General features: G+C 45.6%; 12 protein-coding genes. 2 read left to right on the forward strand and 10 right to left on the reverse strand.

Annotation, left to right across the window (positions count from 1 at the left end; all coding sequences use genetic code 11):
- Nucleotides 1–6: 6 nt before the first annotated feature.
- Genes DW640_RS06175 through DW640_RS06195 form a run of 5 tightly spaced genes read right to left on the reverse strand, consistent with a single transcriptional unit; the run spans nucleotide 7 to nucleotide 5,887 of the window.
- Nucleotides 7–1,122, reverse strand: coding sequence for an ABC transporter permease (locus DW640_RS06175; protein ID WP_117577623.1), 1,116 nt, complete (start codon nucleotides 1,120–1,122; stop codon nucleotides 7–9).
- Between the two features lie 11 nt (nucleotides 1,123–1,133).
- Nucleotides 1,134–2,237, reverse strand: coding sequence for an ABC transporter permease (locus tag DW640_RS06180; protein WP_011107326.1), 1,104 nt, complete (start codon nucleotides 2,235–2,237; stop codon nucleotides 1,134–1,136).
- 2 nt (nucleotides 2,238–2,239) lie between these two features.
- Nucleotides 2,240–3,709, reverse strand: coding sequence for an ATP-binding cassette domain-containing protein (locus tag DW640_RS06185; protein ID WP_117577625.1), 1,470 nt, complete (start codon nucleotides 3,707–3,709; stop codon nucleotides 2,240–2,242).
- Nucleotides 3,688–4,602, reverse strand: coding sequence for an HlyD family secretion protein (locus DW640_RS06190; RefSeq protein ID WP_117577627.1), 915 nt, complete (start codon nucleotides 4,600–4,602; stop codon nucleotides 3,688–3,690). The genes DW640_RS06185 and DW640_RS06190 overlap by 22 nt, the downstream gene beginning before the upstream one ends.
- A gap of 16 nt (nucleotides 4,603–4,618) precedes the next feature.
- Nucleotides 4,619–5,887 carry a TolC family protein gene (locus DW640_RS06195; protein WP_187323688.1) on the reverse strand — a complete coding sequence of 423 codons (1,269 nt, stop codon included), beginning with the start codon at nucleotides 5,885–5,887 and terminating at the stop codon, nucleotides 4,619–4,621.
- Between the two features lie 161 nt (nucleotides 5,888–6,048).
- On the opposite strand from DW640_RS06195, the gene DW640_RS06200 reads away from it, so the two are divergent.
- Nucleotides 6,049–6,942, forward strand: coding sequence for a helix-turn-helix domain-containing protein (locus DW640_RS06200; RefSeq protein ID WP_022471447.1), 894 nt, complete (start codon nucleotides 6,049–6,051; stop codon nucleotides 6,940–6,942).
- Nucleotides 6,943–6,945: 3 nt separating this feature from the next.
- Here the strand turns inward: DW640_RS06200 and DW640_RS06205 are convergent, their stop codons facing one another.
- From DW640_RS06205 to glmS, 5 genes are all read right to left on the reverse strand, one after another.
- Nucleotides 6,946–7,992: a mannose-1-phosphate guanylyltransferase gene (locus DW640_RS06205; protein ID WP_048692555.1), complete on the reverse strand. Its 1,047-nt coding sequence runs from the start codon at nucleotides 7,990–7,992 to the stop codon at nucleotides 6,946–6,948.
- A gap of 260 nt (nucleotides 7,993–8,252) precedes the next feature.
- Nucleotides 8,253–11,531 (reverse strand): carbamoyl-phosphate synthase (glutamine-hydrolyzing) large subunit, encoded by a 3,279-nt coding sequence (carB, locus tag DW640_RS06210; protein WP_117577629.1) that lies wholly within the window; start codon nucleotides 11,529–11,531, stop codon nucleotides 8,253–8,255.
- 9 nt (nucleotides 11,532–11,540) lie between these two features.
- On the reverse strand, nucleotides 11,541–12,695 hold the full coding sequence (carA, locus tag DW640_RS06215) for a glutamine-hydrolyzing carbamoyl-phosphate synthase small subunit (RefSeq protein ID WP_054959844.1): 1,155 nt from the start codon (nucleotides 12,693–12,695) through the stop codon (nucleotides 11,541–11,543).
- A gap of 27 nt (nucleotides 12,696–12,722) precedes the next feature.
- A complete protein-coding gene (locus DW640_RS06220; RefSeq protein WP_022471448.1) occupies nucleotides 12,723–14,606 on the reverse strand; it encodes an amidophosphoribosyltransferase in 1,884 nt (627 codons plus the stop codon).
- Nucleotides 14,607–14,644: 38 nt separating this feature from the next.
- Entirely contained in the window at nucleotides 14,645–16,489 is a 1,845-nt protein-coding gene (gene glmS, locus DW640_RS06225; RefSeq protein ID WP_022471449.1) for a glutamine--fructose-6-phosphate transaminase (isomerizing), read from the reverse strand.
- A 362-nt stretch (nucleotides 16,490–16,851) separates the two neighbouring features.
- Between glmS and gltB the strand changes: the two genes are divergently transcribed.
- The gene (gene gltB, locus DW640_RS06230) at nucleotides 16,852–21,462 is read left to right on the forward strand and encodes a glutamate synthase large subunit (protein WP_090615740.1); all 4,611 of its coding nucleotides are present in this window, start codon (nucleotides 16,852–16,854) and stop codon (nucleotides 21,460–21,462) included.
- Nucleotides 21,463–21,481 lie beyond the last annotated feature (19 nt).

Here is a 21,481-nt window from a genome sequence, read left to right on the forward strand (position 1 = left end):
TCTCAATTATTGATTTTTCCGATAACTGATCACCGCCCAGGTATTGAAACCCAGTGCAAAAAGAAGCAGGACTCCTATTTCAGGCAGCAGTTCCAACAAGCTGCTTCCTTTGAGGTATACCATACGCATTCCTTCCATAAAGTACTTCAAAGGATTGAAATAAGTGATCACCTGTGCCCATTCAGGCATACTGCTCACCGGAGTGAATAATCCGCTCATCAACATCAGAATCAGCATAAAAAAGAACATTACAAACATAGACTGCTGCATAGTTGCCGAATAATTGGATATAACGAGCCCGAAACCGGACATAACGAATACAAACAAAATCGCCAAAAAATAAATCACGATGAAATGCCCTACAGGAGTTATTCCATAAAGCAGCCAGGCTAACAAAAAGCACAAAGTCAATACGATAAAGCCTGTGATCCAGTAAGGTAAAAGTTTAGCCAGAATAAAAGTAAATTTCGGTACGGGAGTCACATTAATCTGTTCGATCGTTCCTACCTCCTTCTCACTAACCACATTCAGGGCGGGCAAAAATCCGCATATCAAAGTCAACAACATTCCCATCAAAGCAGGAATCATATAAAGTTTATAATTCAGATTCGGGTTAAATAATCCCTGCGTATCGATACGAATGGAAGGGGCACTGCCCGACGCAGATACGGCATCAGGATATTCTGCACGTAACTCGGCTGCATAGTTATTGATAATAGTGCCCAGATAAGAACTGCCTAGCCCTCCTTTCGTTCCATTTACCGAATTGGCTGCAATCAGTATATGGGCTTCTCCTTTGTTCACCCAGTCCCGCTCCAGGTGCCTGGGGATCTCCATTATAATATCCGCTGTTCCCAGTTCAATATTCCGTAATCCATCCTCATAAGATGCCGGCACTTCCGTCAGACGGAAATAGGTAGAAGCCGCAATCTTATTCACCAGCCGCTGAGAAATCACCGAATGATCGTTGTCTACAATATTCAGCTGGATATTCTTTATTTCCAGATTCACAGCCCATGGCATCAGCAACATGATCATGCAGGGAAAGATAAGAATCAATCTCGGCAGGAACGAATTGCGAAGCAACTGTTTAAACTCTTTTTCTATCAGAAATTTTATCATAATAAATTCCTTTATTCCAGTCGATATTTAAATTTCCTGATACTGATGGTAATAAGCACTACTGCCATCAGCAACAAAATACCAATCTCTTTAAGTACCAGCACAACCGGCACTCCTTCAATCATCAGTTTGCGTACAGCCTGAATATACCAGCGAGCGGGAATAATATCCGATATGGCCCGGAGAATCACCGGCATACTTTCTACCGGAAAAATCATTCCGGACAAAACCATGGTGGGCATCATCAATATCATTCCGGATGCCAGCATGGCCGCCACCTGTGTACTTGTCACAGAGGAAATCAGCAAACCCAAAGCCAGCGACACGAAAATAAAGAGCAAAGACACCATCACCAACCAGAACAAACTCCCCACTACCGGCACATCCAGTACAAAGACTGAAAGCAGCAAAATGGTTGTCAGATTGACAAAAGATAAAACAAAGTAAGGGACCGCCTTGGCCAGCACGATAAACAATGGTCTTACCGGAGATACCAGCAATACTTCCATCGTGCCCGTCTCCTTTTCACGAACAATGGAAATAGAGGTCATCATCGCACAAATCAGCATTAAAATCAGCCCCATGACTCCGGGCACAAAGTTGTAGGCACTCTTCATCTGCGGATTATACAGCAATTTGACATCTGGAGTCAAACGCGAAACGAACACATTGGGAGGCAACATCTCCTGTCCTGCCGAAGAAACAATGCTGGCTGCATAATTACTCTGCGAGGTAGACATATTGGGATCGGTTGCATCGACTATCAGCTGCACACGGGCATCCCCCGTATAAAGTCCGTCGGCAAAACGCTCTCCAAATACAATTGCCATATCGATCTTATTTTTCCGGAAGGCAGTTTCCATCTCCTGTGGAGAATGAAAACGGGTGGTAACCGTGAAATATTCACTCGCATCCAACCGGTCTATAATTTTCCTTGTCACCACATCATTCGAAGGATCAAGAACTGCCAGCCGGACATTCTTCACTTCCGTACTGATAGCAAACCCAAACAGAATAATCTGCACGACCGGCATTCCCAACAGGATCAGCATAGTACGCCGGTCACGGAAAATATGATAAAATTCTTTCTTTACGAAAGCAATAAATTGTTTCATAATCAATCCGCTTTACGCACCGCATGGCGGGCAAGTTGTTGAAACACATCATCCATTGTCTCCACACCAAACTGTTCTTTCAGCCGGGCCGGCGTATCCAGTGCCTTGATCTGGCCGTCCACCATAATCGATATCCGGTTGCAATATTCCGCTTCATCCATATAATGTGTGGTAACAAATACAGTGATTCCACGATCGGCAGCCTGATAAATCAGCTCCCAGAACTGCCTGCGAGTAGCAGGATCAACTCCTCCGGTCGGTTCATCAAGGAAGACTATTTTCGGCTCATGGAAGATAGAGACAGAAAAGGCCAGTTTCTGTTTCCAACCCAAAGGAAGTTTTTTCACCAACGTATCTCGTTCGTCTGCAAATCCCAGGCGTTCTAACAATTCATCTGTCTTTTCTTCAATCTCCATCTCCTTCATCCCATAAATTCCGGCAAAGAGACGGATATTCTCCCAGACTTTAAGATCCTCATACAAAGAGAATTTCTGACTCATATATCCGATATGCCTTTTGACTTGTTCGGCTTCCCGAAAGATGTCATAGCCTGCCACCTTTCCTACTCCCGAAGTCGGACGGCTCAATCCGCAAAGCATACGCATCGCAGTCGTCTTACCTGCTCCATTGGCTCCAAGAAAACCGAAAATTTCTCCCCGCTGCACTTGAAAAGAGATATGATCGACTGCCGTAAAATGTCCGAAGGATTTGGTCAGCTGCTCCACCTCGATAACAGGAGCTGCCATCTGTTGCGCCTCCTCCCGTTCCAAGGGTGGCGGACAAAGAATGGAAGCAAACTTCTGAAGAATCCGTTCGGGCGTATCGATTCCGTGCACCTGTCCGTGATTAATAAAAGCAATCCGGTCGCATTGACGAGCCTCATCCATAATAGGAGTGGAAACAATGATCGTAATCCCCTGTTTTCTCAAATTACGGAGCATCTGCCAAAATTCTTTTCGAGACACAGGATCTACACCCGTAGTCGGTTCATCCAGAAATAAAATATCAGGTTTATGAATCAGGGAACAGCTCAATGCCAGCTTCTGCTTCATACCTCCCGACAAAGCGCCTGCCCTTCTTTTTTTAAAAGGCTCGATCTGCTGATAAATATCTTTAATCAAATCATAGTTTTCCTGTATCGACGTATGAAATACCGTAGCAAAAAATTCCAGATTCTCTTCTACGGAAAGGTCCTGATAAAGCGAGAACCGTCCGGGCATATATCCTACTTTCGTACGAATCTGTTTGTAATCCGTCACCACATCCAGTCCGTTGACAGTTGCCGTACCTTTATCAGCCAACAGTAAAGTGGTCAGGATGCGGAATAAGGTACTCTTCCCCGCCCCGTCAGGACCGATCAACCCGAAAATTTCTCCCTGCTCTACCGCAAAAGAAACCTCTTTCAGTGCCTCTACTTTCTCGTAGCTCTTGCTAATTTCCTTTACAACGACTATGGGTTCTCCTTTTTCCATACCACACCTCCATACATACCAATCTTCAACGAACCGTCATTTTTCACGGCAATCTTCACTGCGTATACCAGATTGGCACGTTCATTTTTAGTCAGAATCGTTTTGGGGGTAAACTCCGAACGGTCCGAAATCCAAGTGACCACACCGGGATAGGCTTTCTGTTCCGAATTTCCATAATCGGAATACACCGTCACTTTATCCCCCAATTTCACTTGGGACAATTGCTCTGAAGTAATATAAGCCCGCAAATACATCCGGTCTACCTCACCCACTTTAAACAACGGTTTGCCAACGGATGCCAGTTCTCCCGCTTCCGCATATTTTGCCAGTACCGTACCTTCAATAGGTGACTGAATATGGCACTTGTTCAACTGGTCTTCTACCTGTGCCACTTGTATACCGACCGAATTTCCCTGTTCCGTCAGACTGTTCGTACTCTTCATCAATGAGGATTCCTGAGCAATCAACTGCCGCTGAAGCAAGGTTACCTGTGCATCCCAGTCATCCAGTTGTTTCTGATTGGCAGCCCCGGCAGCAAGCAGGTTCTCTACCCGCTTCTTTTCCCTTTGCGCTGTAGTAATTTGCTGTTTGGTAGCGGCTATCTGTTTGGCCAGATCGGGACGCTGGCTTTCCACCGATTTCATGCTTGCTTCCAGTTGCAACTTTTTCAGATATAGCTGGACAGTATCTACCAGCCCTACTTCTTCGCCGGCTTTCAATCTTGTTCCTTCTTCCACTTCCAGTTGCAGCAGTTTTCCCGCCGCTTCGGCGGAAACGATCACTTCCGTAGCTTCAAAGGTTCCTGTTGCATCATAATCGGGCGTTCCGTTTCCACAGGCAGAAAGCATCCATACTGCCATCCCGTATATTCCTATTTTTGTCATTCGTTTCATATCTGACAGATTTTTATTAATGATTAGTAGTATATTTCAATTGATAGATACCCATCAACCGTTGAATCTCATGCATTGCCTTCGCCTGACGGGCAAGACTCTCATTCGTGAGTTCTCTGAGCATTTCTGTCACTGTCAACGTACCATTCGCTACTTTGGCTTCCGCAGCCCGACGAATATTCGTACGCAACCGGATAATTTCATCATCATCCTGCATCTGCTTCTCCAACGAACGGACAGACTGATCCTGCTGCGTCATTTCCAGTCTCGTATTAAAAAGAAACACATCCCGATTGCTATCCAGTTGCTGCCGTTTGTTTTCAATCACCCGACGGTCATTCTTCAACGTATACAGACTTCCGAAATTCCATGAAAGCCGGATACCTGCAATATAATAAGGAGAAAATTCATTCTTCAGCATATTTAATCCCGGATTACCGTAAGCTCCCTGCACAAACAATCCGAAATGAGGAAGATGGCGCACATTCAAGGCTTTCTCTTGTACCTGCAAACCGGCTCCCTGTGCGTCAAACCACGACAGTTCCGGTCGGCGAATCTCACTGACAGCCGACAGTTCGTTTTGAGGAACAGGCTTCTCCAATACTGTCTCCGTCGAAAGCACCTCTCCCATCAATAACGAAAGCATCTTCAAATAAGCCATACGGGAAGAAGTCAGTTCCACTCTCTTCTGGCGGGTATTCAATTGCTCCACTTTCACAGCATCCAGATCGGCCTGATTGGCTATTCCATTGTCCACATAAGCTGTAATCTGACGGAAGTTCCGTCCCAGTTCATCTTGCAGCAAGGCATTCTGAGCCAACTGCTCATCCAACATAAGAATTCCAAAATACAAATCATTCACACGGCCATTCAACGCATACATATCGACGTTCAACTTTTCCCTGTCAATCTCCGCTTCCGCCGTAGCCTTTTTCTTCTGCATCCGGATTCCTCCGCCATCCCATATCTGTTGCTGTAACTCCAGCATCACCTGATACTGGTCTTTGGCCATCCCTTTGATATCCACACCGGGAATGGCAATGGGTAACTCCGTCACATCACTTTGATAAGACGCCTTTGCCGAAAGAGCAAACTGAGGCAAGTATCCCCTCGCCGCATTTTCCAGATTATATTCTTTCGTCTTCTCCACTAAATCATATTGACGCACCAACGGATAGTTATCCTGCGTTTTTTGCTGACATTCTTCTAGTGTTATATGCCCGGTCTGCCCATACATTCCGGGCATGAACAGTAAAAGCGAAAGACTAAAAATAATTCTTTTCATACGCATTTTTTCTATGAATTCTTCAAAAGACAAAGATAGACCTTTAAGTAATAGTTTCACATTCTGATAGTTGGAAAATATGTCCCAATAGTTCGATTCATCCTAAAAAAAGAGAAGATTCAAGGGCTATTTCTTATCTTTGCCGGAAAAGAACTGAGAAAATGGAACAGAAGAAACCGATGGAATTAGGCCTCCAACTGTTGAAGGATATAAATATAGTACGTCACAACGAATTTCGCTTCATCAATGCCGAATTCGGATTTGTGACAAGTTTCTCTAAAATGGAAACGACTATCTTCAGTGTCGGACAACCGTACCGGCTACAGGAAGGCCGTATTGCTATTGTCACTAATGGCTCGGCACGTGTTTTAATCAATCTGATCGAATATATTTTCCTGCCCGACCATATATCCCTGATAGCTCCCAACTCTATCATACAAATCATAGAAGTATCTCACGATTTTGATGCTCACATGATGGCAGTAGACCTGAACTTTCTGCCGATATCCGGAAAGGAAGAATTCTTCACCCATTTCCTCCAACAAAAGAAAAATCTCCTGTTTCCACTGTCTACCGAAGAACAAATACAGATAGAGAATTTTGTGACGGTCATGTGGAGTGTATTGCAAGAACCTGTATTCAGAAAAGAGGTCATTCAGCATTTACTGGTAGGATTACTATATAATATAGAGTATATAGCCAAAAGCAAAGGGCAGGCCGAACTCAGTCCATTAACCCATCAAAACGATATTTTTCAGCGCTTCATTTCTTTGGTCAACACCTATAGCAAGACAGAGCGGAATGTCAGTTTCTATGCGAATAAACTTTGTCTCACTCCCCGTTATCTGAACACTGTAATCCGGCAAACCAGCCAGCAAACAGTAATGGACTGGATAAACCAGTCCATTATACTAGAGGCTAAAGTATTGCTAAAACATAGCAACCGCCTTGTTTATCAGATATCAGATGAATTAAACTTTCCCAATCCGTCTTTTTTCAGCAAGTTTTTCAAACGAATGACCGGAATGACGCCTCAGGAATATCAAAAGAATTAAGGATTACTTTGAAAACTCCTTTATCCGCTGTTCTTCATCCAGTTTACAAATCAACAGTGTATTATCTTTCTCAGCAATGATATATCCATCCAGACCCTGAATAACGACCCGTTTCTCTTCACTGGTATGTACGATGCAGTTCTTGCTTTCGTACAAACGGACATCGGCCCCTACCGTAGCATTTCCGGATTTATCTTGTGGCAACAGTCCGCGGAGCGCTCCCCAGGTCCCCAAGTCCGACCAACCGAAAGAAGCCGGAAGTACATAGATTTCCTGTGCTTTTTCCATTACGGCATAGTCTATGGAAATAGCTTCGCAGGTAGGGAACAGCTTTTTAATCGTTTCATTTTCCTTCTCCGTATAGAAATCGGGGAAAATACGATCGAAGATTTGCGCTATGCCCGGAGCATATACACGCATCACGGAAGTGATAGTACGCACATTCCAAACAAAAATTCCTGCATTCCAGAAGTAGTTACCCTCGGCCAGATATCTGTCGGCAGTCTCCCTGTCCGGTTTTTCCTTGAATGCATCTACCGTAAAAATCTCTTTATCAGTCATGATCTGATCTCCGGCAGCAATATATCCATATCCGGTTTCCGGGCGAGTCGGTTTGATACCCAGCGTTACGATAGCACTGCTGTTGTCAGTAAAACGAAGTGCTTTCTCTACTACCCGGCGGAATTCACCTGTATTGATAACCAATGCATCCGACGGAGTCACCACCACATTGGCGTTCGGATGTTTTTTCTTGATTTTCCAGCAAGCATAGGCGATGCAGGGAGCAGTGTTTCGTGCACAAGGCTCTGCAAGGATATTGCTTTCAGGAATCTCCGGCAATTGCTCCCGGACGATATCAATATATTTCTCGGACGTCACTACCCACACATTTTCCCGTGGACAGACGCCATCAAAACGATCAGCAGTCAGTTGAATCAACGTACGCCCGCATCCCATTACATCAATAAATTGCTTGGGACATTCCGGTGTACTCATCGGCCAAAAACGACTACCGATGCCACCAGCCATAATTACGATATGATTATCCATGCTCATATTACTCCCCTGTTTTAGAATATTTGTGAAATAATTGCGCAATTTACACCAATTTGTCCAATCATGCAACTTATAGACATTAAAAAAAGATAGTGACACTATACAGGAAGGATAGTGTAAGCATACTGACAGGATAGTGACACTATCCCATGCTTATAGTGACACCATCCCAAAAACAGAAATTCATAAAAAAAGCCGCCCCCGAATGCACGGGAACGACTTTTCCAACTTATTATACAACAATTTATTATTTCTTACTTATACTCTTCCCAGCTCTTGATGGCAATATCATCAACGGTCATCGTACAGAAAGCATTGATAAATGCACTTGCCAGACGGGCGTTCGTTATCAACGGCACGTTCAGGTCGATAGCCGCGCGACGTATTTTATATCCATTGTCCAGTTCTCCGGCAGTCAGGTTCTTCGGGATATTGACTACCATGTCAATTTCCTTATTATGAAGCATTTCCAATGCCTGCGGATGTCCTTCTTCACTCGGCCAGTAGACAAGCGTACTTTCAATGCCGTTCTCAGCAAAGGTTTTATGAGTACCGCCGGTTGCAAAAAGTTTGTATCCCTTGTTTACCAACATACGTGCTGCATCCATCATATCAGCCTTCTGCTTCATTGTACCCGTAGAAAGCAGGATGTTCTTTTTAGGAATACGGTAGCCGACAGACAGCATGGCTTTCAGTACGGCACAGGAAGTGTCACTTCCGATACAGCCGACCTCACCTGTAGAAGCCATATCCACTCCCAATACAGGGTCAGCTTTCTGCAAACGGTTGAAAGAGAACTGCGAAGCCTTAATTCCCACATAGTCCAGTTCAAAGAGATTCTTTTCCGGTTTCTCCACAGGAAGACCCAGCATCACTTTGGTTGCCAGCTCAATGAAGTTTATCTTCAGCACTTTGCTGACAAACGGGAAAGAACGGCTGGCACGCAGATTACATTCGATTACCTTAATATCATTATCTTTTGCCAGGTATTGGATGTTGAACGGACCGGAAATATTCAATGCCTTGGCAATCTCACGGCTGATGCGTTTGATGCGACGGACAGTTTCCACATACAACTTTTGCGGAGGAAACTGAATAGTAGCATCACCGGAGTGTACACCGGCAAACTCAATATGTTCGCTGATTGCATAGGCTATGATTTCACCATTCTGCGCCACAGCATCCATTTCCACTTCCTTCGCATGTTCGATAAACTGGCTTACTACCACCGGATGTTTCTTTGATACATTGGCAGCCAGTTTCAGGAAACGTTCAAGCTCTTCCTGATTGGAGCAGACATTCATTGCAGCACCCGAAAGCACATAAGACGGACGGACAAGAACCGGGAAACCGACTTCATCGACAAACTCGTTAATATCTTCCAGCGATGTCAACTCACGCCAGCGTGGCTGGTCTACACCGATACGGTCGAGCATTGCAGAGAACTTTTCACGGTCTTCGGCATTGTCGATGCTCTGAGCACTTGTTCCCAGTATGTGAATGTTCTGGGCATCCAGACGCAAGGCAAGGTTATTCGGAATCTGGCCACCGGTAGATACGATGACACCGTGCGGATTTTCCAGTTCAAGAATATCCATTACCCGTTCGAATGTCAGTTCGTCAAAGTAGAGACGGTCGCACATGTCATAGTCTGTAGATACCGTTTCCGGATTATAGTTGATCATAACACTGCGCCAACCTTCCTTGCGAATGGTATTCAGAGCCTGCACACCGCACCAGTCAAACTCTACAGAAGAACCGATACGGTAGGCACCGGAACCCAATACGACAATGGATTTATGGTCACCCAGATAATGTACATCGTTTGCCACTCCGCTATAGGTCAGATACAGATAATTGGTCTGCGCCGGATATTCGGCAGCCAGTGTATCGATCTGTTTTACCACCGGAAGGATACCAGCAGCCTTACGATACTTGCGGACATACAGACTTCCATTTTCCATATCACCTTCATAACCGATAGCACGGGCAATCTGGAAATCGGAAAAGCCCTGTTGCTTCGCTTTTCTCAATTGACAATTGACAAATGACAATTGACAATTACCTTGCGGATCTTTGGTTGCAAGAACTTCTTTCTTCATTGTCAATTGTCCATTTTCAATTGTCAATTGCCGAAGCTCCTTGGAGGTTTGCATTATATTCATCAACTTCTGAAGGAACCATTTGTCAATCTTCGTCAGTTCATGCACCTGATCGATGGTGTATCCTGCACGGAAGGCTTTTGAGATCACAAAAATACGTTTATCGGTCGGTTCGCGCAGTGCTTTGTCAATATCAGGGATTACTAGTTCTTTGTTTTCCACGAATCCGTGCATTCCCTGTCCGATCATACGGAGGCCCTTCTGAATCGCTTCTTCAAAAGTACGTCCGATTGCCATCACTTCACCTACCGACTTCATGGAAGAACCCAGTTCCTTGTCTACACCATGGAATTTTCCCAAGTCCCAACGTGGAATCTTACATACCACATAGTCCAAAGCCGGTTCGAAGAAAGCAGAAGTAGTCTTTGTCACCGAGTTTTTCAAGTCGAAGAGTCCGTAGCCGAGTCCCAGTTTGGCAGCCACGAATGCCAACGGATATCCGGTTGCCTTAGAGGCCAGGGCCGAGGAACGGGAAAGACGGGCATTTACTTCGATGACGCGATAATCTTCCGATTCGGGGTCGAAAGCATACTGTACATTACATTCGCCGACAATACCGATGTGGCGGATGATACGAATAGCCAGTTCACGGAGTTTATGATATTCACTGTTGGTCAGTGTCTGAGACGGAGCAATAACGATAGACTCACCGGTATGAATACCCAGCGGGTCAAAGTTCTCCATATTACAAACTGTAATACAGTTGTCGAAACGGTCGCGGACGACTTCGTATTCGACTTCTTTCCACCCCCGAAGCGATTTTTCCACCAACACTTGCGGAGAAAAAGAAAAGGCTTTTTCTACCAGTACATCCAGTTGCTCTTCATTGTCACAGAAACCGGAGCCCAAGCCACCCAGCGCATAAGCCGCACGGACAATGACCGGATATCCCAATTCCTTCGCTGCACGACGGGCATCTTCCGCATTTTCTACAGCTTCACTTTTAATGGTCTTGACATTGATTTCGTTCAGTTTCTGTACAAAGAGTTCACGGTCTTCCGTATCCATAATGGCTTGTACGGGAGTACCGAGTACTTTTACATTATACTTTTCAAGGATTCCTTCTTTATATAAAGCAACTCCACAATTCAGCGCGGTCTGTCCGCCGAATGCCAGCATAATACCTTCCGGCTTTTCTTTCTGGATTACTTTCTCTACAAAATACGGAGTGACCGGAAGGAAGTAAATTTGATCTGCCACTCCTTCGGATGTCTGTACGGTAGCAATATTCGGATTGATAAGAATGGTTTCAATCCCTTCTTCTTTCAAGGCTTTGAGTGCCTGCGAACCGGAATAGTCAAACTCACCGGCTTCACCGATTTTCAAGGCACCGGAACCCAGCAGCAATACTTTCTTTATATTTTCTTTCATGATAGTCGGTTATTTAAGCAGGTTTACAAATTCATCGAACAGGAATTCCGTATCCGTAGGACCACTTGCAGCTTCGGGATGAAACTGTGCAGAGAACCAAGGATTTTTCTTGTGTTTGATTCCTTCGTTAGAACCATCATTCATATTGATGAACAGCGGTTCCCAATCTGCCCCCAGCGTATTATTGTCTACCGCATAACCATGATTCTGCGAAGTAATAAAACAACGTTCCGTACCCACCATGCGTACCGGCTGGTTGTGGCTACGGTGTCCATATTTAAGTTTGTAAATCTTTGCCCCTCCGGCTTTCGAGAGCAACTGGTTGCCCATGCAGATTCCAAAGATGGGAAGTTTCTCGTTCGCCATTGCCTTGCGGATATTCTGCACAGCTGCATCGCAGGTATCCGGGTCACCCGGGCCGTTGGAGATAAACAGTCCGTCAAATTCGAGTCCGTTAAAATCATAATCCCAAGGTACACGGATCACTTCTACACCACGCTTCAACAAGCAACGAATAATATTGGTTTTTACACCGCAATCCACCAAAACAACCTTCTTTAATTGACAATTGACAGTTGACAATTGACAATTAAGCTGCGCGACGGACATGGTTAATGGAAAAGAACGGGATGTTCCATCGGGAAGATAGGAGATTATTTCTTTGCAGGAAACACGGTCTACGTAATTCACGGCAGCGTAATTGTCAATTGTCCATTGTCCATTGTCAATTTCATTGTCGAAGACGATGCGTCCCATCATGACTCCGTGTTCACGAAGTATTTTGGTCAGTTCACGCGTATCGATGCCTGTGATGCCCGGTACTTTCTCACGTTTCAGCCAGTCGCCGAGGCTTTCCACTGCGTTCCAGTGGCTGTACTCAGAAGAGTAGTCACTTACGATGATCGCTTCGGCATGAATCTTTTCACTTTCCATGAAAGTGGCGAGTCCGTTGGGTTCGATGGTAAAAGGAGGAACTCCGTAATTACCCACCAAAGGATAGGTAAGAGTCATCAACTGTCCGGCGTAGGAAGGGTCAGTAAGGCTCTCCGGATATCCGGTCATGGCGGTGTTGAAAACTACTTCGCCCGCCACCGGCTTCTCGTAGCCAAACGACTTACCGGAAAACCGGCTCCCGTCGTCAAGGATTAATGTCACATTTCTCATTCTTATTTTTGAATCGTTGTATGGTTGTTAGAATTGATACATCTGCTCAATGTAGTTGATAAATGCCTGATTCACCATTTTCACACCACCCGGCGTGGGATAGTTTCCACTGAAGTACCAGTCTCCCTGATGGTTCGGACAGGCTTCATGGAGTCCTTCCAACGGTTGGTAGACGATTTCCACTTTCGCTTTCGTTCCCTTCGGTGTCAGGAGTTCTACCATCTTGGCAGATATTTCTTCATCGGTGAACGGCGCATAGATATCCTTCACGTAATTCACCATTTGTTCTTTCGGCAATCCTACCTGATCTTTCGATTTCCGGTAGGCGGCAGCAATCACATCCTTCATATCCCGCTCTTTCAGAAGCTCGATGGCAGCTTTGAAAGCGATAAATTCGCTCATCTTCGCCATATCGATGCCGTAATAGTCCGGATAACGAACTTGTGGAGAAGAAGATACAATCACGATCTTCTTCGGACCAAGACGGTCGAGAATACCGATGATACTTTGCTTCAAGGTAGTACCACGCACAATGCTATCGTCGATAATCACAAGATTGTCGACACCGGAAACCAGACTTCCGTACGTGATGTCATATACGTGGGCAGCCAGGTCATTCCGACTGTTTCCCTCGGCAATGAATGTACGGAGCTTAATATCTTTGATGGCAACTTTTTCACTGCGGATACGGCGGGAAAGAATGACCTCCAGCTCTTCCATATTGGGATGATGCCCCAATGCCGCAATCTGCCGTACTTTCTCTTCATTCAGATAGTCATCCAGCCCTTGCAACATTCCGTAGAAGGCAACTTCGGCCGTATTCGGGATAAAGGAAAATACAGTATGGTCCAAGTCGTTATTAATGGCTTTCAGAATATTCGGAACCAGTTTTTCTCCCAAGAGTTTCCGTTCTTTATAGATATCTACATCGCTGCCACGGGAGAAGTAGATACGTTCGAACGAGCAGGCGTGCCGCTCGCGAGGCTTGTTGATTTGTGAAGTCCGCAGTCTGCCTTCTTTGCTGATCAGCAATGCCTGCCCGGGTTGCAGTTCCTTGATTTTTTCTACGGGAACATTCAAAGCAGTCTGAATCACCGGACGCTCGGAAGCCAGTACGGCTATTTCATCATCCTGATACCAGAAAGCGGGACGAATACCCCACGGATCACGGATAGCAAAAGATTCGCCGCTTCCGGTGAGACCGCAGATCACATATCCCCCATCCCACTCACGGCTGGAAGTACGCAATACGTTGGCCAGTTCGATATGTTCTTCTATATAATGGGTGACTCCCATCCCTGTCAGTCCTTCGGCTTCAGCAAGGTTGAAGAGGCGTTCCACTTCACGGTCAAGACGATGCCCCACCTGTTCCAACATGATATAGGTATCGGCATACTTACGTGGATGCTGACCGATAGCGGTGATGCGGGCAAAGATTTCATCTACATTCGTCATATTGAAGTTTCCGCAGAGAGCCAGATTTTTGGCACGCCAGTTGTTTCTTCTTAAAAACGGATGTACGTACGAGATTCCGGATTTTCCGGTAGTAGAATAACGCAGATGCCCCATATATACTTCACCCGCAAAGGGCAAAGTACGTTTGGCAAATGCCGCATCATGCAACTGTTCGGAAGTGAGGTCCTTGAAGTTACTCTGTACAGCTTCGAAGATTTCGGTGATGGCACCGGAACCTAACGCGCGTTCGCGAAACATATATTCCTCACCCGGATTTGCTTCCAGCTTCACGCATGCCAGTCCTGCCCCTTCCTGCCCCCGGTTATGCTGTTTCTCCATCAACAGATAGAGCTTGTTGAGACCGTACATCCATGTTCCGTACTTTTTCTCGTAATACTCCAGGGGTTGGAGCAGGCGTATCATGGCAACGCCACATTCATGTTTCAATTGTTCCATTAATCTATCTCTTACTATTTGACTATTTACATTTTAAACTACTCGACTGTTACCGACTTAGCCAAATTTCTAGGTTGGTCTACATCCATCCCCTTACATACCGCAATATGATAAGCAAGCAACTGGAGAGGTACCGTAGTAATTAACGGATCAAGGCACTCGATTGTTTCCGGAAGTTCGATACTGCAATCGGCTATTTTACTGATCACCGTATCGCCCTTGGTTACAAATGCAATCACCTTTCCTTTTCGTGCCTTGATTTCCTGAATATTGCTAAGTACTTTCTCATACAACCCGTTTTGGGTAGCAATGACTACTACCGGCATTTCGGCATCAATCAGGGCTATCGGTCCGTGCTTCATTTCGGCAGCCGGATAACCTTCGGCGTGAATATACGATATTTCTTTCAATTTCAATGCACCTTCCAAAGCAACCGGATAACTATATCCGCGTCCGAGGTAAATAAAGTTATGCGCATAGGTGAAAGTTTTCGACAGTTCCGCCAGCTTATCATTCAGTTTCAATACTTCCTTCATTTTGCCGGGAATGCTATTCAATTCCCGTACAATGTTCAGGTATTGTGTCTCGTCTATCGTACCTTTCTCCCGGGCGAGAGTCAATGCCAACATGGTCAGCACAGTCACCTGTCCGGTAAATGCTTTGGTCGATGCCACTCCGATTTCCGGTCCGACGTGGATGTACGACCCCGTATGCGTAGCGCGGGGGATGGAGGAACCAATCGCATTACAGATACCATATATAAATGCACCCCGACTTTTTGCCAGTTCCACTGCCGCCAGCGTATCCGCCGTTTCTCCACTTTGAGAAATGGCAATCACCACATCGTGCTCATCGATCACCGGATCACGGTAACGAAATTCGGAGGCATACTCCACTTCTACCGGAATACGGCAGAAACTTTCAATCAGATGCTTTCCGATCAATCCCGCATGCCACGAAGTACCGCAAGCCACAATAATAAAGCGTTTGGCGTTCAGCAACTTTTCTTTATAGTCTATTACTGCCGAAAGCACCACATTATTGGCTTCCACATTGATACGTCCGCGCATACAATCGTGAATACAGTCCGGCTGCTCAAAAATCTCCTTCAACATGAAATGCGGATAACCGCCTTTTTCCAGCTGACCAAGCTTCAATTCTACTTTTTTCACTTCGGGAGTCATCTCCACATTGCTGAGATCGACTACCTTCAATTCTTTTCCCCGATTGATCACCGCTATCTCACCATCTTCGAGATACACCACCTTATCTGTATATTCTACAATCGGTGTGGCATCCGAAGCAAGGAAAAACTCATCTTCACCAATACCTACCACCAGCGGACTGCTTTTTCGAGCCGCAATGATTTCTTCCGGATGTTCTTTATCAAGAATCGCAATCGCATAAGCACCAATCACTTCATTCAAAGCCAACTGAACGGCAGTAAGCAGATCGACCTGATTGGCAACTTTCATATATTCGATTAATTGAACGAGCACCTCAGTATCAGTACTACTTTTAAAGACGTAACCTTTGGCTTGGAGTTTTTCTTTGAGAACGGCGTAATTTTCAATGATACCGTTATGAATGAGAGCGAGTTTTTCGGAAGAAGAGTAATGAGGATGAGCATTAACGGAACAAGGTTCCCCGTGAGTAGCCCAACGGGTATGGGCAATTCCGACTGTACCGGAAATATCTTTTTGTGTGACGAAATTTTCAAGTTCGGAGACTTTCCCTTTCGTCTTGTACACATTTAACTGTTGGTTATCACTGATCAATGCTACCCCTGCACTGTCATATCCACGATACTCCAGTCGCTTCAGCCCTTTAATAAGGATGGGGTAGGCTTTTCTTTTACCAATATAGCCTACTATTCCACACATATTATGATATTTTTATTTCGGGTGCAAATATACACATTCAAAATGACACAAAGATAACTTTTTCAATATTTATTTGACATAAGCACATAAAAAAGTTGCAAACACATCAAAACGTTAAATAATATATTATTTTAAGCTCAAAAAGAAACAAATTACAATCAAAACAAAATAAAACCGGACAGACTGATAAATTATAAGCAAATCAGAGCATTTTGATTACAAATTAAAAGAATAAAGAAAAGGTATCTTATTTTGTGTCACACAAAACAAACAATACACTATCATTATGAAATTAAATTCCTAACTTTGCCGAACAATTTGATACATCAAACAGGTATTATCATACAATAAAGCTAAAAAGAATGAAGAAACAAGAACTTTTTAACAACGCAACAGGAAAAATCCCCTACCAACGACAGCCCGGACAAATGGGCTTGTATGATGCGGCATACGAACACGATGCCTGCGGGGTTGGTATGCTGGTGAACATTCACGGAGAAAAGTCACATGACATTGTTGAGTCGGCTTTAAAGGTATTAGAGAATATGCGTCACCGTGGCGCTGAGGGGGCGGATAACAAAACCGGCGACGGTGCAGGTATTATGTTACAGATTCCACATGAGTTTATTTTACTGCAAGGCATCCCCGTACCCGAAAAGGGACGGTACGGCACCGGTCTGCTTTTTCTACCGAAAAACGAGAAAGATCAGGCAGCTATTTTTAGTATCATTATTGAAGAAATAGAAAAAGAGGGACTTACATTGATGCATCTGCGCAATGTACCCACCTGTCCGGAAATTCTAGGTGAAGCGGCTCTGGCTAACGAACCGGATATCAAGCAGGTCTTTATTACCGGTTTTACGGAAACGGAAACCGCCGACCGCAAACTGTATCTGATTCGCAAACGGATAGAGAATAAAGTCAGATTGTCAGCTATTCCGACGAGAAACGATTTTTATGTCGTTTCGCTCTCGACCAAAAGTATTATATATAAAGGTATGCTCTCGTCATTGCAGCTACGCAACTACTATCCTGATCTGACGAATAGCTACTTCACCAGCGGCTTGGCTCTGGTACACTCCCGTTTCAGCACCAACACTTTTCCGACATGGGGACTGGCACAACCTTTCCGCCTGCTGGCGCACAACGGTGAAATCAATACCATTCGTGGCAACCGCGGATGGATGGAAGCCCGTGAAAGCGTACTCTCCACTCCTATGCTGGGAGATATCAAAGAAATACGCCCGATCATACAGCCGGGTATGAGCGACAGTGCTTCTCTGGACAATGTGCTGGAATTTCTGGTCATGTCAGGATTAAGTCTGCCTCATGCAATGGCTATGCTCGTACCGGAATCTTTCAACGAGAAGAATCCGATCAGTGAAGACCTGAAAGCATTCTATGAATACCATTCTATCCTGATGGAACCTTGGGACGGACCGGCAGCCTTGCTTTTCAGCGACGGACGATTTGCAGGTGGTATGCTCGACCGTAACGGCCTGCGCCCTGCCCGCTATCTGATCACTAAAAACGATACGATGGTAGTGGCATCCGAAGTGGGCGTAATGGACTTTGAACCGGGAGATATCAAGGAAAAAGGGCGCCTGCAACCGGGCAAGATTCTATTGATCGATACAGAGAAAGGAGAAATCTACTATGACGGCGAATTGAAGAAACAACTGGCCGAAGCGAAGCCTTACCGTACATGGCTATCGACTAACCGTATCGAACTGGATGAACTGAAAAGCGGTCGTAAAGTGCCTCATCACGTAGAAAACTATGACCAGATGCTCCGTACTTTCGGCTATTCAAAAGAAGATATCGAACGGCTGATTATGCCAATGGCGAGCGCGGGTGCCGAACCCATCCACTCAATGGGTAATGATACGCCACTGGCTGTACTTTCCGATAAACCACAGCTACTCTACAACTATTTCCGCCAGCAATTCGCACAGGTTACGAATCCGCCGATCGACCCGCTACGCGAAGAACTGGTAATGTCTTTGACGGAATATATCGGAGCGGTAGGCATGAATATCCTGACTCCCAGCGAGAGTCATTGTAAAATGGTACGTCTGAATCATCCGATTTTAAGCAATACACAGCTGGATATTCTTTGCAATATCCGCTACAAGGGCTTTAAGACTGTAAAATTACCGATGCTGTTTGAAGTATCCAAAGGGAAAGCCGGATTACAGGAATCACTGAACAACCTTTGCAAAATGGCGGAGGAATCAGTTACGGACGGAGCAAACTACATTGTACTGACCGACCGTGACGTGGATGCAACTCATGCCGTTATCCCTTCATTACTGGCAGTAAGTGCCGTGCATCACCATCTGATATCTGTCGGCAAACGTGTGCAGACAGCATTGATTGTAGAGAGCGGAGAAATGCGTGAAGTAATGCACGCCGCTTTACTACTCGGTTTTGGAGCCAGTGCACTGAACCCGTATATGGCATTTGCCATCCTCGACAAGCTGGTAAAAGAGAAAGATATTCAACTGGACTATGCTACCGCTGAGAAAAACTATATCAAATCTATCTGCAAAGGTCTGTTCAAAATCATGAGTAAGATGGGGATTTCCACTATCCGCTCTTATCGCGGTGCAAAGATTTTCGAAGCTGTCGGACTCAGCGAAGAGTTGAGCAAGGCTTATTTCGGCGGACTCGGTTCCCCCATCGGAGGTATCCGCCTGGAGGAAGTGGCAAGAGACGCAATCGCTTTCCACGATGAAGGAGTTGAAGGAATGGAAAATGGAGAATTGAAAATGGAAAATGAAGCACCGCACGGCAACTCTCAATTTTCAACTTTCAATTTTCCATTATTAAAGAACAACGGACTGTATGCCTTCCGAAAGGACGGAGAAAAACATGCGTGGAACCCGGAAACCATCAGTACATTGCAACTTGCCACCCGCTTGGGCAGTTACAAGAAATTCAAAGAGTTCACTCATTTGGTAGACAATAAGGAGAAACCTATTTTCCTGCGTGACTTCTTAGGATTCCGTCGCAATCCTATATCCATCGAACAGGTAGAACCGATAGAGAATATTCTCCGTCGTTTTGTGACGGGTGCCATGTCTTTCGGATCTATCAGCAAGGAAGCTCATGAAGCAATGGCGATTGCCATGAATACCATTCACGGACGCAGCAACACGGGTGAAGGTGGCGAAGATGCTTCCCGCTTCCACCCGCTGCCGGACGGTACTTCCATGCGAAGTGCCATCAAACAGGTAGCTTCCGGACGCTTCGGGGTCACCGCCGAATATCTGGTGAATGCCGATGAGATACAAATAAAAATAGCGCAGGGAGCTAAACCAGGGGAAGGCGGACAGCTTCCGGGATTCAAAGTGAACGACGTCATAGCCAAAACACGCCATTCCATTCCGGGGATCTCACTGATCTCTCCTCCTCCCCATCATGATATTTATTCGATTGAGGATTTGGCGCAATTGATATTTGACTTGAAAAACGTTAATCCACAAGCCAAAATCAGTGTCAAACTGGTAGCAGAAAGTGGCGTAGGTACCATTGCCGCAGGCGTGGCAAAAGCAAAAGCGGATTTGATTGTCATCTCCGGTGCCGAGGGTGGTACGGGAGCCTCTCCCGCTTCATCCATCCGTTACGCCGGCATTTCTCCGGAACTGGGACTGAGCGAGACACAGCAAACCTTGGTTCTGAACGGTCTGCGGGGACAAGTCGTCCTACAAGCCGATGGCCAATTAAAAACCGGACGCGACATTATCATAATGGCATTAATGGGCGCCGAAGAATATGGTTTTGCCACTTCCGCCCTGATCGTGCTGGGATGTGTGATGATGCGCAAATGTCACCAGAATACTTGTCCGGTAGGAGTAGCCACGCAGAATGAGGAATTACGCAAACGCTTTCACGGGCGCAGCGAATATCTTATCAACTTTTTCACCTTCCTGGCACAGGAAGTCCGTGAATATCTGGCGGAAATGGGATTCACCAAAATGGATGATATTATCGGACGCACGGACTTGATTGAACGCAAATCCGACGAAAACGACCCGAATCCGAAGCACGCTCTGATTGACTTCACCAAGCTACTGGCACGTGTGGATAACAGTGCAGCCATCCGTCACGTCATCGATCAGGATCATGGTATTTCTACAGTGAAGGATGTGGCAATCATTGATGCTGCCCAAGAAGCGATAGAACACGAAAAAGAAGTTTCATTGGAATACACAATTGCCAATACGGACCGTGCGACAGGTGCCATGCTCTCCGGTGTCATTGCCCAAAAATACGGAGAGAAGGGATTGCCGGAACATACCCTGAATGTGAAATTCAAAGGCTCTGCGGGACAGTCATTCGGTGCCTTCCTCGTACCGGGAGTCAATTTCAAATTGGAAGGTGAAGCGAATGATTATCTGGGTAAAGGATTGAGCGGCGGACGCATTGCCGTATTACCGCCTATCCGCAGCAACTTCGAAGCCGAAAAGAACACGATTGCAGGCAATACCCTGCTCTATGGTGCAACCAGCGGCGAAGTCTATATCAATGGGCGCGTAGGTGAACGTTTTGCCGTGCGCAACTCAGGGGCTGTTGCCGTAGTGGAAGGTGTAGGCGACCACTGTTGCGAATATATGACCGGAGGCCGTGTAGTGGTTCTGGGGCAAACCGGACGAAATTTTGCCGCCGGTATGAGTGGCGGTGTGGCTTACGTATGGAACAAAGACGGCAATTTTGACTACTTCTGCAACATGGAAATGGTTGAACTGTCACTGATCGAAGAGGCCGGTTACCGCAAAGAACTGCACGAACTGATTCGTCAGCACTACCTGTACACCGGTTCGAAACTGGCACGTACCATGCTCGATGACTGGAACCATTACGTAGATCAGTTTATCCAGATAGTACCTATTGAATACAAAAAAGTACTACAGGAAGAGCAGATGAGAAAGTTACAGCAAAAAATAGCAGATATGCAAAGAGACTATTAATTCAAGTATTAGGTATTAA

It is taken from the genome of Bacteroides sp. AM23-12 (assembly GCF_003434395.1).
In the GTDB taxonomy this organism is placed as follows: domain Bacteria; phylum Bacteroidota; class Bacteroidia; order Bacteroidales; family Bacteroidaceae; genus Bacteroides; species Bacteroides thetaiotaomicron.

Coding starts and splice junctions, on each gene's coding strand:
- DW640_RS06195 (WP_187323688.1), bottom strand. CDS start 5,887: ATGAAAAGAATTATTTTTAGTCTTTCGCTTTTACTGTTCATGCCCGGA.
- gltB (WP_090615740.1), top strand. CDS start 16,852: ATGAAGAAACAAGAACTTTTTAACAACGCAACAGGAAAAATCCCCTAC.
- DW640_RS06205 (WP_048692555.1), bottom strand. CDS start 7,992: ATGGATAATCATATCGTAATTATGGCTGGTGGCATCGGTAGTCGTTTT.
- DW640_RS06220 (WP_022471448.1), bottom strand. CDS start 14,606: ATGGAACAATTGAAACATGAATGTGGCGTTGCCATGATACGCCTGCTC.
- glmS (WP_022471449.1), bottom strand. CDS start 16,489: ATGTGTGGAATAGTAGGCTATATTGGTAAAAGAAAAGCCTACCCCATC.
- DW640_RS06200 (WP_022471447.1), top strand. CDS start 6,049: ATGGAACAGAAGAAACCGATGGAATTAGGCCTCCAACTGTTGAAGGAT.
- DW640_RS06190 (WP_117577627.1), bottom strand. CDS start 4,602: ATGAAACGAATGACAAAAATAGGAATATACGGGATGGCAGTATGGATG.
- DW640_RS06185 (WP_117577625.1), bottom strand. CDS start 3,709: ATGGAAAAAGGAGAACCCATAGTCGTTGTAAAGGAAATTAGCAAGAGC.
- carB (WP_117577629.1), bottom strand. CDS start 11,531: ATGAAAGAAAATATAAAGAAAGTATTGCTGCTGGGTTCCGGTGCCTTG.
- DW640_RS06180 (WP_011107326.1), bottom strand. CDS start 2,237: ATGAAACAATTTATTGCTTTCGTAAAGAAAGAATTTTATCATATTTTC.
- DW640_RS06175 (WP_117577623.1), bottom strand. CDS start 1,122: ATGATAAAATTTCTGATAGAAAAAGAGTTTAAACAGTTGCTTCGCAAT.
- carA (WP_054959844.1), bottom strand. CDS start 12,695: ATGAGAAATGTGACATTAATCCTTGACGACGGGAGCCGGTTTTCCGGT.